We start from the raw sequence: 12,574 nt of genomic DNA, 5'->3' as shown, positions 1-12,574 counted from the left end.
CATACGATCATGAATTGCGTCGACGTGTGCCCCAAGGGGCTCAATCCGACCAAGGCGATCGGCAAGATCAAGGAATTGATGGTGCGCCGCGCTGTCTGATATCCGGATCGAACGAAGAAATGGCGCAGCCTCGAAAGAGGCTGCGCCATTTTTTTTGTCCATGAGATTTCGCCACGACGTGAAGTGATTGCATAGCTAACCACTAGCTATCCGCGTTGATATTTCGATCTTGTAATGAGACTGTTGTCTCACTAAAATAAATCGGAAAGCATGACCCGCGTAAGGAGGCAATCATGACGCTGACCCCTGTGGAGATGGACCGCAAGATTGACGAGCATTTCAACTTCGAGCGACGCGACGATGTCGAAGGTGTGCTCGCGACGCTCACGGAAGATGTCGAGCACGATGTCGTCGGCTGGCCCGCCGGACCGGCGCATGGACGCACGGGTGCGCGGCCTTTCTACGAAGCGTTGTTCGCTGACCTGTCGGAGAGCCGGGTCGAGTGTCTGCGCCGTCTTTATGGCGATGGCTTCGTCATCGACGAATCGTTGTGGTGCGGCAAGGCGCCCGGCAGACCGTTCGGGCTCGAAGGCCGTGGGCGTCCGCTCGAATTTCGCATGCTGCATGTGGTCGAATTCAACGAGCGCGGACAGATCAGGCGTGAGAACGTGTGGGTGGATCTCGCGGCGATCATCAACCAGTTGCCGCAGGCCTGACATGGCAGACGCGGCGACGAGAACGCGCGGCAATCAGAAGCAGCGCACGCGCAAGGATCTGCTGCAGGCGGCATCGCGGCTCATGAAGCAAGGGCACAAGCCGAGTCTGGAGGAAGTTGCGATCGAAGCGATGGTGTCGCGCGCGACGGCGTATCGGCACTTCACGAGCGTCGATGCGCTCTTGCTTGAAGCATCGCTCGATGTCGATACGCCGGATGCGGACAAGCTCTTTTCCGCGCGTGCATCGGCTGATCCGGTCGCGCGTTTGCTGCGTGTCGATGCCGCGCTCCACGACATGATTCTCGCTAACGAAGTGCCGCTGCGCATGATGCTCGCGCATTCGCTGGAGCGTGTGGCGAAGGGCGAAGCCGCAGCGGAAGTGCCGTTGCGGCAGAATCGGCGCACACCGTTGATCGAGGCGGCGCTGGAGCCCGCGCACGATCAGTTCAAGCCCGCTGCCATCGACACATTGACTCAGGCGCTCGCGCTCGTGATCGGCACCGAGGCGATGCTGGTCTGCAAGGACGTGCTGCAACTCGACGACGCGCGTACGCGCAAGGTGAAACGCTGGGCGATTCGCGCGCTGGTGGATGCGGCGAGGCGAAGCGAATTGGACGAAGCAGGTATGGGATAATCCCAAAATTCGCGCCCGCCCGACCCAAAAGGTCGCCGACTCCGGCGCGCAAGGGCCTTTACCCTCGTGGCCCGCTTTCATTCAGCGATATTCCAACAGCAACCACGATGCCCACATACCGTTCCAAAACCTCTACCGCCGGCCGCAACATGGCGGGCGCGCGCTCGTTGTGGCGTGCCACCGGCATGAAAGACGAAGATTTTTCGAAGCCGATCATTGCCGTCGTCAACTCGTTCACGCAGTTCGTGCCGGGCCACGTGCACCTGAAAGACCTGGGACAGCTCGTCGCGCGCGAGATCGAGGCCGCGGGCGGCGTGGCGAAGGAATTCAACACCATCGCGGTCGATGACGGCATCGCGATGGGTCACGACGGCATGCTGTATTCGCTGCCGAGCCGCGACATCATCGCGGATTCGGTCGAATACATGGTCAACGCGCATTGCGCCGATGCGATGGTCTGCATCTCGAACTGCGACAAGATCACCCCGGGCATGCTGATGGCCGCGATGCGCCTGAACATCCCCGTGATCTTCGTGTCGGGCGGCCCGATGGAAGCGGGCAAGACGCGCCTCGCGAATCCGAAGACGAAGGCCATCGAACTGAAGAAGCTCGATCTCGTCGATGCGATGGTGATCGCCGCCGACTCGTCATACTCCGACGCCGAAGTCGCGGAAGTCGAACGCTCCGCATGCCCGACGTGCGGCTCGTGCTCGGGCATGTTCACGGCCAACTCGATGAACTGCCTCACCGAAGCGCTCGGCCTCTCCTTGCCGGGCAACGGCACCGTCGTCGCGACGCACGCCGACCGCGAGCAGCTTTTCAAGCGCGCGGGACGCGGCATCGTGGAACTGGCGCGCCGTTACTACGAGCAGGAAGAAGCGCGCGTGCTGCCGCGCTCGGTCGGCTTCAAGGCCTTCGAAAACGCGATGACGCTCGATATCGCGATGGGCGGCTCGACCAACACCATCCTGCACTTGCTGGCCATTGCGCGCGAAGCCGAGATCGACTTCACGATGACGGACATCGATCGTCTTTCGCGCACCGTGCCGCAACTGTGCAAGGTCGCGCCCAACACGAACAAGTACCACATCGAGGACGTGCATCGCGCGGGCGGCATCATGGCGATCCTGGGCGAGCTGGATCGCGCGGGCAAACTGCATACCGACGTGCCGACCGTGCATGCGCCCACGCTGAAAGACGCGCTCGATCAGTGGGACGTCAAGCGTACCGAAGACGAAGCGGTCAGGACCTTCTACATGGCCGGTCCCGCCGGTGTTCCGACGCAAACGGCGTTCAGCCAGAACACGCGCTGGCCGAGTCTCGACACGGATCGCGCCGAAGGCTGCATCCGTTCTTACGAACATGCGTTTTCGAAGGAAGGCGGTCTCGCGGTGCTGCGAGGCAATATCGCGCTGGATGGCTGCGTGGTGAAAACCGCGGGCGTCGATGAAAGCATTCTCGTGTTCGAAGGCACGGCGCATGTCACCGAATCGCAGGATGAAGCCGTGGAGAACATCCTCAACGACAAGGTGAAGGCCGGCGATGTCGTTATCGTCCGATACGAAGGTCCGAAGGGCGGTCCGGGCATGCAGGAAATGCTCTATCCGACGAGCTATATCAAGTCGAAGGGTCTCGGCAAGGCGTGCGCGCTCTTGACGGACGGACGCTTCTCGGGCGGCACGTCGGGGCTGTCGATCGGTCATTGCTCGCCCGAAGCGGCGGCGGGCGGCGCGATCGGGCTCGTGCGCGACGGCGACAAGATTCGCATCGACATTCCGAATCGCACGATCGACGTGCTGCTCTCCGACGATGAACTCGCGCGCCGTCGCGAGGAACAGAACGCGAAGGGCTGGAAGCCGGCGAAGCAGCGTCCGCGGAAGGTGTCGGCGGCGTTGAAGGCTTATGCGAAGCTGGTGATGTCGGCGGATAAGGGCGCGGTGCGGGACTTGTCGTTGCTTGATGATTGAAGTTGCGTTGATTGAAGTTTTGAGAGCCGCTCTTTGGAGCGGCTTTTTTTATGGGTGGTGGTAATCAATCGCCCGGCAAATGCGACGACTCCAACAACCAACGTGCGATGCGGGCACGGCCGTCGAGCAGGCGATCACGATAGTTTGCGGCTGCGTCCCGCGAGTACGCCATCGATCGCGGTCAACATGGCCTCGGCTTCAAGCGATCTCGTCACGTACTTAATGACGATGTAGGTTTGGCTGAATCGATTCTAGGAAGACTCCCATATCTGCATTAGGGTCGGACTGTTAATTTGAAGGTCTAGTATTTTTGGCAGATTTAGGAATGCATAGCAAGCGCCGAGATCTAACGATCTCAGCACGAATACCGAGTCCACGGCGGCTGCCGGCACGGCATCTCGCTCGTCTTGCCTGACGTGAGTCGCATGGATCCGCGTCTGCTCGACGCTTACCTCAGCGAACTGCGCTTCATGCAAGCGTTGGCTGAGGAGTTTGCCCGCGATCATCCCAAGATCGCGGCTCGTCTCGGCATGGTCGCGGGAAGCGTCGGCGATCCCTACGTCAATCGTCTGCTCGAATCGTCAGCGTTCGCCAACGCGCGGATGCAAATGCGCTTCGATGACGAGTTTCCGTTGCTGACCCATGCGCTGTTGTCGTGTGTCTATCCGAGCTATCTGTCGCCTACCCCGTCAATTTCCATCGCGCGGTTCCATCCCGGTGGCAAGGCGCATGGTTTCAATACAGGCCATACCGTCAGGCGCGGCACGGAACTGGCATCGTTGCACTTGCCGGATGGCGAGAAAACGCCCTGTACGTTCCGCACGACCCAGGATGTGTTCCTATACCCCGTCGTTCTGGAGGGCGGGCGCCTGACCCACGTCCCGCCCGATATCCAAGGGCAGGACCGCTATGTGCCGCCCGACCGTCGAGTGCGCGGCGCGTTACGCCTGCGTCTGCGCACGATGGAGGGCGTGCCATTCTCATCGTTACAGGGATTGGACCGTTTGCAGGTTTATCTCGCGGGCGACGAACGCGTCGCGTCTCACTTGCACGAGTTGATTCATACGGGCGCGGTGGCGTCGATCGTCGGAGAGCCGGGGCGCTTTGGCCAGGCGGGCTATGCGCCGCACGTGGTGACATCCCACGCTGTCGTTCAGGATGGACTTGGCCCCGACGAAACGGTTTTGCCACTCGTTGCGCCCAAGTTTCTCGGTCACAACCTCATGCAGGAGTACTTTGCCTGCCCTGGCCGGTTCTATTTTTTCACGCTGACTGGACTCAAGGCCGGTTTCGCAGGCACCTTTCGGGGCAAAGGTGTCTGGGGTCGCCGGGGCTACGATTGGGGCGGTTTGTGATCTCGGGGAGATGGTCCGAGTGCTGACGCAAGGAAAGGTAGCGCTGGGCGCGGCCTACGGCTTGTCGATGTTAGGCGGGGTATCGGTCGCTATCGCCCTCGCCCTCGGTGCTGAAGCGCTTCCGCTTTTGCTAGTCGGCGCCCTCATCTACCTGATTGCACAGGTTCTAATCGCTAAGCTCAGTGATAACAAGTTGGATAGTTGGTTGAAGCGCTGCGTCTGGGGCAGCGACGTATCTAACCGGTACTCGAACTCCCAGCAAGAAATGAGTGAGGCGCCCTCCCTAACTGGAGCTTAAGATGAACTATAAAGACCTTTCTCAGAAGAGCTACCCTGTGGACAGGACGCTAACCGCGGAGGAGCGAAAGAACCAGTTAATCCAGAAAGAGCGTCTAGACGTTACTCCGTTCTATAACGCATCGACGATCGCATTTAACGCTACCTTCATGGAACTTGTCGATCGCTGGTTCATTTATCGGGGCTATTTGACGTTTATTAGCTTGTTTTTCTTGATGCTTCCAATTGTTGGCGTCGCCTATCCGCTGTTCATTCCAAGCTGGGATATTCACCCGACTAGGGCGTATTTCATGGCGGTGGGATTCTCGCTCATTTTTATATCGCCAATATGGGCGTTTTCAATATGGCTAATTCTCAAAGAATCCTTCCGCTGGACGCATTACCCCATCCGGTTCAACTACCGCAAGCGCATGGTGTACGTCTTCTGTCTTGACGGTGTGATTCGCTCGGCGAAGTGGGACGATCTCTTCTTTACGATCAGCCGGTGCAGGCGATCGTACACGCCGGGCTCGGGGCCGCAGATCTGGGACATTCGCGGTCACGCGCTCAAGGCAGACCGACAAACCGTGGAATGGACCTTTGCCTTGCATGGCGACAGTGAAGATCCTCGCCAGCTCAAAAACTGCTGGGAATTCGTCCGCCGTTATATGGAAGAAGGCCCGAAGGCCGTCTATGGCGATGTCCACTGGTGTCATGACGTTGCAAGCCGACGTGAAACATTTCGCGAAGGATTGTTCGCGCTGAACCTGAACCTCAACGGACTGCCGAGGCTCATTCAGTACATCTCCGCGCCGGTGGTGTGGCTCATTTCGATTGGTCGCGTGTTCGCAATCAGGACCAGCAAGATTCCGCAATGGCCTGCAGCGATCGAGGCGAAGTGCCGGATCGATGCGTCCGACCCCTATCAGCGCACGGCTGCGCAGAATCCAGCGAAGTTTCCGACGGACCCCGTTAGTGTGGTTCGAGAGCAGATCAGTCAATGAGCCGTCTGAGCGTCCTACGGTCATAGTCCAACGCGTTTTCCTTCTGGAAGTTATGAGTCTTTTGATCATCCTCGTCGGTGACAGTACCGATCACGGCGGAAAAGTCGTTACGGGTTCGTCGACGCACAAGATCGGCGGCCGCAGCGTGGCACGCCTCGATGATCTTGTCGATTGCCCTCAGCGATATCCTGATGGCCGCCCACACGGCGTGAACAAGATCATTGAGGCGCACCCGACGTTTGCGATTGGCGGACGGCGGGTTGCATTGCATGGACACCATACAGAATGCGGGTGCACCTTGATCGGAAGCACGAGTGCCAGTATCGGGTGATTGGCGGCGAGCAGAGGTCGGCGAGTGACTCGATCAGGTGTTAGGTTGGATGAGATAAGAGATCGAATCAGGCATGACTCAAAGCAATTCAAAGAAATCATTTTGCTTGGGGAACGGTCACTCAGCGTCCGGATGTTCAGATGCAACTGACGGTTGGCTATCTGGTTAAAGCGTTGCAACGTAGCAAATGAGCGAAGTGCATTCGCTCGCGGGATCTTAAATGAACTACCAAGACATTTCGCAAAAAAGCTATCCTGTGAACAGGATGCTGACCGCAGAGGAACGGAAAAATCAGCTACGCCAGAAGGAACACTTGGACATTACGCCATTTTATAACGCGTCGACAGTCAAATTCAACTCCACCTTCGTGGAACTGGTCGATCGATGGTTTATATACCGTGGCTATGTAACGTTTTCGAGTCTATTCTTGATTGCTGTTTCAGCATCGATAAATCTTTTCCCGTTCTTTATCCCTGAAGTGCACATCGCACCAAAGTCAATTGATCTCTTGATAATTGCGTGCTGGTCCGCTATTTGTAGTCCATTCTGGACCTGCTTGATCTGGATGCTACTCAAAGAATCCTTCCGCTGGACGCATTACCCCATCCGGTTTAACTACCGCAAGCGCATGGTGTACGTCTTCTGTCTTGACGGTGTGATTCGCTCGGCGAAGTGGGACGACCTCTTCTTTACGATCAGCCGGTGCAGGCGATCGTACACGCCGGGCTCGGGGCCGCAGATCTGGGACATTCGCGGTCACGCGCTCAAGGCAGATCGAAAGACGGTGGAGTGGACCTTCGCCCTGCACGGCGACAGTGAAGATCCTCGCCAGCTCAAGAACTGCTGGGAATTCGTCCGTCGCTATATGGAAGAAGGCCCGAAGGCCGTCTATGGCGATGTCCACTGGTGTCATGACGTTGCAAGCCGACGTGAAACATTTCGTGAAGGATTGTTCGCGCTGAACCTGAACCTGAACGGACTGCCGAGGCTCATTCAGTACATCTCCGCACCGGTGGTGTGGCTCATTTCGATTGGTCGCGTGTTCGCAATCAGGACCAGCAAGATTCCGCAATGGCCTGCAGCGATCGAGGCGAAGTGCCGGATCGATGCGTCCGACCCCTATCAGCGCACGGCTGCGCAGAATCCAGCGAAGTTTCCGACGGACCCCGTTAGTGTGATTCGGGAGCAGATCAGTCAATGAGTAATGCTCTTTCCCTTTCCCCCATTCCCCCCCAAACATAGACTCAATGTCCCCCCAGCGATTGGGCGACACGCCCCACACCGATATCGTTATCTCCAGGCGGTCGCACCGTGCAAGACCGCCAAGCCCCAGCAGATTGGAGACAACAATCATGGCGACCCCCACCGTCGCGCCGCTCACCTTCCAGCGCGCACCCAACCTTCCTCGCAACTGCACGTTCGATCCGCATGACTGGCAAATCCTGAGCCAGTACTGGCATCCGGTCGCGTTCGCATCGGATATCGCGGACAAGCCGTTCAGAGCGCAACTGCTCGATGAATCGCTCGTCGTGTTCCGCTCGAACGGCACGCTCGTGGCCGCGCGCGACGTGTGTCCTCATCGCGGCGCGCCGTTGAGCCAGGGCTGGGTCGAGAACGGCAACCTCGTGTGCCCGTATCACGGCCTCTCGTATGGCGCGAACGGCAAGTGCAACCACATTCCGTCGCAGGAAGGCGGGCCGATCCCCGATCGCCTGTGCCTGACGACGTATGCCGCGCAGGAAGCCTACGGCCTCGTATGGGTTTCGCTCGGCGGCGGCGCGCAACCGTTGCCCGACTTTCCCGCATGGAACACCGAAGGCTTCCAGCAGATCCTGCCGCCTTCCATCGACATCAAGGCATCGGCGGGGCGTCAGACCGAAGGCTTCATCGATGTCGCGCACTTCGCGTGGATTCATCATCACAGCTTCGCGGACCGGCGCAATCCCGTCGTGCCCAACTATACGGTCGAGCGTCGCGACAACGGCATGCGCGCGGAGTATGTGAGCAGCGTGAGCAACTTCCCGAAGTCGATGCAGCATCGCGCGCCCGATGGCTTTCTGTGGCGCCGCGTGTTCGAAGTCGATGTGCCGTTCTTCGCGCGTCTCACCGTGCAGTTTCCCGAAGGCGGACGGCTCGCGATCCTCAACGCGGCGAGCCCCGTGTCCGCGCGCCTCACGCGTCTGTTCGTGCCGATCGCGCGCAACTTCGACAAAGACCTGCCGCTCGACGACGTCTACGCGTTCAACCGGCAAGTGTTCGAAGAAGACCGCGCGATCGTCGAACTGCAATGTCCCGAAGACTTGCCGATCGATCGCGCCGCCGAAGCGCCCATTCTCGCCGATCGCTCGTCGGGTGCGTATCGCCGCGCGCTCGCCGAGATCGGGCTCGGCCAGAACTACGTCCGCTGAAACGCATACGGAGCACATCATCATGAAGATCTGGGAATGCGTGATTTGCGGTTTTCGTTACGACGAAACGCAAGGTCTGCCCGAAGCGGGCATCGCGGCGGGCACGCGCTGGGAAGACGTGCCCGATGACTGGCTCTGCCCCGATTGCGGCACCGGCAAGCAGGACTTCGACATGCAGGTGGCGACGGCATGAGCGCTAATACTGAAGATCGCGTGATCATCGTCGGCACGGGCATCGCCGGTTATACGGTCGCGCGCGAACTGCGCAAGCTCGACAAGAACGTGCCCATCGTGCTCATCAGTGAAGATGCCGGCGATTTCTATTCGAAGCCGACGCTCTCCAACGCGCTCGCGATGAAGAAAGCGCCGCATGAACTCGTCACGTTCGATGCCGGCGCAATGCGCGCGCAACTGAACGCGGGCATCATCGCGCATCGCAAGGTGGAGCGCATCGCAGCCGATGCGCATGAGGTGATCGTCAACGGCGCGCCGCTTCGTTACGCGAAGCTCGTGCTCGCGCTGGGCGCGGACGCACGCCGCATTCCGCTTGTCGGCGATGGCGCGTCCGACGTGCTTTCCGTGAACAGTCTCGACGATTACACGCGTTTCAGGGCGCGTATCGAAGGCGCGAAATCGATCGCGCTGCTCGGCGCGGGATTGATCGGCTGCGAGTTCGCCAACGATCTCGCGCTCGCGGGTTATGACGTGACGCTGATCGATCCCGCGGCCACGCCGCTGTCGCGATTGCTTCCCGAACTCGCCGGCGACGCATTCGCGCGCGCACTGGATCGTCATGGCATTCGCCTGCGGCTGGGGCAATCGGTTGCGTGCGTCGACAGGCGTGAATCGGGCTACGACGTCACGTTGAACGACGGCGAAGTCATCGGCGCGGATGTGGTGTTATCGGCGATCGGTCTTGCGCCTCGCACCGAACTGGCGGCGCAAGCGGGGCTCGATATCGACATCGGCATTCGCACCGACGCGTGGTGCAGAACCAGCGCGCCCGATATCTACGCCTTGGGCGATTGCGCGGCGATCGAGGGCAAGGTGCAGCCGTATGTCCTGCCGATCATGCATGCCGCCCGCGCACTCGCACGCACGCTCGCCGGCGAGCCGACGCGCGTCGATTTCCCCGTCATGCCGATCACGGTGAAATCGCCCGCATCGCCGACGGTCGTCGTGCCGCCGAATGAATCCGGCACATGGCGTTTTGCGCCCGCGAGCGACGATCCGCTCGACGGCCTTGCCGCGCTGTGCGAACACGCCGCCGACAAGCGCGCGCTCGGCTTCGCATTGCTCGGCGCGGCGACGCAAGGCAAGGCCGCGCTCATCAAGGCGATGGCGGCGGGAAGCTTCTGAACCGAAGATCGAACAACGATAACGACGCAGCTTGCTTCTGACCGACCAGCGTCGCGTTCACCGATGATGCACCGAGGGCCTGTCGCTTTGCTCATCGGATGAACGCATTGACGCCGCGCTTTGCACGCGGCGTTTTTTTGCTTTCAGGCGACGTCGCTGACAAGCGTGCGCGAAACGGTCGTCACGAGCTTGCGCAGCCAGCGCGTCGCGGCACTGCGATGCGTTCTCTCGTGCCACAGTTGATAGTAGGTCAGCGCATTCGTTTCGCCGGGAATCGGCTCGATACGCAACGGCAGAATCCGCGCATAGTGCGATGCGAGCGCGCGCGTCGTCGTGAAGAGAAGGTCGGAACGCACGAGCACATACGGCGCCATGCCGAAGTACGGCAGCGTGGTCGTCACAGTGCGCGTGAGGCCGTTGCGCGCGAGTTCCGTGTCGATGGTGCCCCATGCCGTCGTGTTGTACGTCGTGACCGAAAGATGCTCGGCGCTTTCGTACGCATCGCGTGTGAGCGCGCCATTGCCGATGGGATGATCCGAGCGCATCAGGCACACGAGTTCGTCCTTGCACAACGGTTGCAGATGCAGATGCTCCGGCGGCGTCCGCCAGTTGCCGATGACGAGATCGAGTAGGCCCGTTTCGAGCCCGTTCTCATAGCCGCCGTCCACCATCATCAGATGCTTGAATTCGAGCTTCGCGAGCGGCGCGGCCTGATGGAACGCATCGATGACGGCGGGCACGAAGAACACGTCGAGATAATCCGGCGAGCCGATGCGAAACGTGCGCGTGCTCGCAACGGGATCGAACGTTGTGTTCGGATGCAGGATCGCGTCGATGTTGCTGAGCGCCTGCGCGGCGGGCTCGATCAGCGTGAGGGCGTGGCTCGTCGGCACCATGCGGCTGCCGCTACGCACCAGCAAAGGATCGCCGGTGATCTCGCGCAAGCGGCGCAATGCGATGCTCACCGTAGGCTGCGACTGTCCGAGCAGACTGGCGGCGCGCGACACGCTCGACTCGGTAAGGAGCGTATGCAGCACACGAATCATGTGCGAGTCGATGCTTTCCCTGGACATCGTGCGGCTTGACCTCTGGCGTGGGGGGCATCTTGTCGTCGTCGTGGCCCTGTGTCATCGCAATATACGGACGGATATTGCGATGGTCAACGCAGGGCCTTTACCGACGATGCCGCTCGAGCCTTATGCCGCCTGATTCATGCCCGCGGAATTATGCTGGAAATGGTCGCGGTGTTATGGGCAATCGATCAGACCGCGAAGTCCGTAGAAGCCGACAACGCGCGCCAGCTTTCCGTTTCCGCCGCGACATACGCGTTCTTCTCCGCGATGGCCTTCAGCGTGTCGGTGCCGAGCGCGAGACGCAGCGGCGGCGTGTGCGCGTCCGCGAGCGTGACGAGCGCGGTCGCGAGCTTCTCGGGATCGCCCGGCTGATTGTGATTCATGCCCACAGCGAAGCGCCGCACATTGCCCGAAGTCGCATCGTAATCGTCGATGATGTCCTTGCCCACGAGAAGCGACGACGCATCCAGAAAGTCCGTGCGAAAGTAACCCGGCTCGACGACGGTCGCGTGAATGCCGAGCGGTTGCAGTTCCGCATGCAACGCTTCGGTGATGCCTTCGACGGCGAATTTCGTCGAGCAATAGACGCCGAATCCCGCTGCCGAGCGATAACCGCCTATCGACGACATGTTCACGACGTGGCCGCGCTTCTGCTTGCGCATCACGGGCAGCACGGCGCGCGTCACGTTGAGCAGGCCGAAGACATTGGTGTCGAACATGCGGCGCACGTCGGCGTCGCTCGATTCTTCGACGGCCGCGAGCAGCCCGAAGCCCGCGTTGTTGATCAGCACGTCGATGCGGCCGAACTTCGCGATGGCGGCTTCGACAGCCGCCTTGGCCTGCGCTTCGCTCGTGACATCGAGCGCGACCGGCAGCAGCGCGGGCGATTCGCCGAGGCGCTCGACGATCGCCGCGACATTGCGGCCTGCGGCGACGACCGCGTTGCCGTCGTCGAGCGCCGCGCGCGCGATCAGTGCGCCGAGGCCGCGCGACGCGCCCGTGATGAACCAGACGCGCTTGAATTGCTGTTGGGTTGCGTTGCTCATAATGTGCTCCGTTGTGTCGGTGGTGGTGAACGTGAAACGAAGCATAAGGCGTCCGATTCGCACGAACTAGCCGTCAAACGCTAGACTGATAATCAACCTTAATTTGCGAATCGGGGCGTCCATGAACGAGGTCCGCGCGATATCGATCTTCGTGCGCGCCGCCACGCTCGGTAGTCTGCGGCGTGCGGCCATTGATCAGGGGATTTCGCCGCAAGCCGCGAGTCACGCGGTGATGCAGCTCGAAAAATCCCTCGGTGTGCGCCTCTTTCATCGCACGACGCGCAAGCTCTCGCTGACCGAAGAAGGGTGTATGGACCGGAGACATGGGTAACACCTGTTCCAGGACATGGGTGACACTTCGGACGAATGGTTCGTCCGGAGTAGATCATGACCTGGGATAGCAAA

At 60.3% G+C, this 12,574-nt stretch carries 12 protein-coding genes and 2 pseudogenes; 12 read left to right on the top strand and 2 right to left on the bottom strand.

Annotation, left to right across the window (positions count from 1 at the left end):
- From sdhB to QCE73_RS38855, 11 genes and pseudogenes are all read left to right on the top strand, one after another.
- A pseudogene (sdhB, locus tag QCE73_RS38905) lies at positions 1-99 on the top strand (succinate dehydrogenase iron-sulfur subunit); the annotation flags it as partial.
- 194 nt (positions 100-293) lie between these two features.
- Entirely contained in the window at positions 294-716 is a 423-nt protein-coding gene (locus QCE73_RS38900; RefSeq protein WP_309886119.1) for an ester cyclase, read from the top strand.
- Position 717: 1 nt separating this feature from the next.
- Complete coding sequence (locus QCE73_RS38895; protein WP_309886117.1) at positions 718-1,350, top strand: helix-turn-helix domain-containing protein; 633 nt, start codon at positions 718-720, stop codon at positions 1,348-1,350.
- A 107-nt stretch (positions 1,351-1,457) separates the two neighbouring features.
- Entirely contained in the window at positions 1,458-3,317 is a 1,860-nt protein-coding gene (gene ilvD, locus QCE73_RS38890) for a dihydroxy-acid dehydratase (protein ID WP_035510299.1), read from the top strand.
- Between the two features lie 425 nt (positions 3,318-3,742).
- Complete coding sequence (gene tssF, locus QCE73_RS38885; protein WP_309886114.1) at positions 3,743-4,672, top strand: type VI secretion system baseplate subunit TssF; 930 nt, start codon at positions 3,743-3,745, stop codon at positions 4,670-4,672.
- 299 nt (positions 4,673-4,971) lie between these two features.
- Positions 4,972-5,952: a DUF6708 domain-containing protein gene (locus QCE73_RS38880; protein ID WP_309886113.1), complete on the top strand. Its 981-nt coding sequence runs from the start codon at positions 4,972-4,974 to the stop codon at positions 5,950-5,952.
- A gap of 52 nt (positions 5,953-6,004) precedes the next feature.
- Positions 6,005-6,283 carry a PAAR domain-containing protein gene (locus QCE73_RS38875; RefSeq protein WP_309886112.1) on the top strand — a complete coding sequence of 93 codons (279 nt, stop codon included), beginning with the start codon at positions 6,005-6,007 and terminating at the stop codon, positions 6,281-6,283.
- Positions 6,284-6,503: 220 nt separating this feature from the next.
- A complete protein-coding gene (locus QCE73_RS38870; protein ID WP_309886111.1) occupies positions 6,504-7,484 on the top strand; it encodes a DUF6708 domain-containing protein in 981 nt (326 codons plus the stop codon).
- A gap of 151 nt (positions 7,485-7,635) precedes the next feature.
- Positions 7,636-8,691: an aromatic ring-hydroxylating dioxygenase subunit alpha gene (locus QCE73_RS38865; protein WP_309886109.1), complete on the top strand. Its 1,056-nt coding sequence runs from the start codon at positions 7,636-7,638 to the stop codon at positions 8,689-8,691.
- A 22-nt stretch (positions 8,692-8,713) separates the two neighbouring features.
- Complete coding sequence (locus tag QCE73_RS38860; protein WP_309886107.1) at positions 8,714-8,884, top strand: rubredoxin; 171 nt, start codon at positions 8,714-8,716, stop codon at positions 8,882-8,884.
- Positions 8,881-10,050 carry an FAD-dependent oxidoreductase gene (locus tag QCE73_RS38855; protein WP_309886105.1) on the top strand — a complete coding sequence of 390 codons (1,170 nt, stop codon included), beginning with the start codon at positions 8,881-8,883 and terminating at the stop codon, positions 10,048-10,050. Before QCE73_RS38860 ends, QCE73_RS38855 begins: the two co-directional genes overlap by 4 nt.
- A 143-nt stretch (positions 10,051-10,193) precedes the next feature.
- Here QCE73_RS38855 and QCE73_RS38850 read toward each other — a convergent pair whose 3' ends face one another.
- Positions 10,194-11,123 carry a LysR substrate-binding domain-containing protein gene (locus QCE73_RS38850; RefSeq protein WP_250486346.1) on the bottom strand — a complete coding sequence of 310 codons (930 nt, stop codon included), beginning with the start codon at positions 11,121-11,123 and terminating at the stop codon, positions 10,194-10,196.
- Positions 11,124-11,311: 188 nt separating this feature from the next.
- On the bottom strand, positions 11,312-12,169 hold the full coding sequence (locus QCE73_RS38845) for an oxidoreductase (protein ID WP_309886102.1): 858 nt from the start codon (positions 12,167-12,169) through the stop codon (positions 11,312-11,314).
- Positions 12,170-12,290: 121 nt separating this feature from the next.
- Here QCE73_RS38845 and QCE73_RS38840 point away from each other — a divergent pair.
- Positions 12,291-12,476 (top strand): annotated as a pseudogene (locus QCE73_RS38840) (LysR family transcriptional regulator); the annotation flags it as partial.
- Positions 12,477-12,574: the final 98 nt, after the last annotated feature.

It is taken from the genome of Caballeronia sp. LZ029 (assembly GCF_031451275.1).
GTDB lineage: Bacteria > Pseudomonadota > Gammaproteobacteria > Burkholderiales > Burkholderiaceae > Caballeronia > Caballeronia jiangsuensis.
This window is presented reverse-complemented; position numbering and strand designations above follow the sequence as displayed.

Excerpts from the sequence above, each read along its gene's own strand:
- QCE73_RS38900 (WP_309886119.1), top strand. The coding sequence starts at position 294 with ATGACGCTGACCCCTGTGGAGATGGACCGCAAGATTGACGAGCATTTC.
- QCE73_RS38895 (WP_309886117.1), top strand. The coding sequence starts at position 718 with ATGGCAGACGCGGCGACGAGAACGCGCGGCAATCAGAAGCAGCGCACG.
- ilvD (WP_035510299.1), top strand. The coding sequence starts at position 1,458 with ATGCCCACATACCGTTCCAAAACCTCTACCGCCGGCCGCAACATGGCG.
- tssF (WP_309886114.1), top strand. The coding sequence starts at position 3,743 with ATGGATCCGCGTCTGCTCGACGCTTACCTCAGCGAACTGCGCTTCATG.
- QCE73_RS38880 (WP_309886113.1), top strand. The coding sequence starts at position 4,972 with ATGAACTATAAAGACCTTTCTCAGAAGAGCTACCCTGTGGACAGGACG.
- QCE73_RS38875 (WP_309886112.1), top strand. The coding sequence starts at position 6,005 with ATGAGTCTTTTGATCATCCTCGTCGGTGACAGTACCGATCACGGCGGA.
- QCE73_RS38870 (WP_309886111.1), top strand. The coding sequence starts at position 6,504 with ATGAACTACCAAGACATTTCGCAAAAAAGCTATCCTGTGAACAGGATG.
- QCE73_RS38865 (WP_309886109.1), top strand. The coding sequence starts at position 7,636 with ATGGCGACCCCCACCGTCGCGCCGCTCACCTTCCAGCGCGCACCCAAC.
- QCE73_RS38860 (WP_309886107.1), top strand. The coding sequence starts at position 8,714 with ATGAAGATCTGGGAATGCGTGATTTGCGGTTTTCGTTACGACGAAACG.
- QCE73_RS38855 (WP_309886105.1), top strand. The coding sequence starts at position 8,881 with ATGAGCGCTAATACTGAAGATCGCGTGATCATCGTCGGCACGGGCATC.
- QCE73_RS38850 (WP_250486346.1), bottom strand. The coding sequence starts at position 11,123 with ATGTCCAGGGAAAGCATCGACTCGCACATGATTCGTGTGCTGCATACG.
- QCE73_RS38845 (WP_309886102.1), bottom strand. The coding sequence starts at position 12,169 with ATGAGCAACGCAACCCAACAGCAATTCAAGCGCGTCTGGTTCATCACG.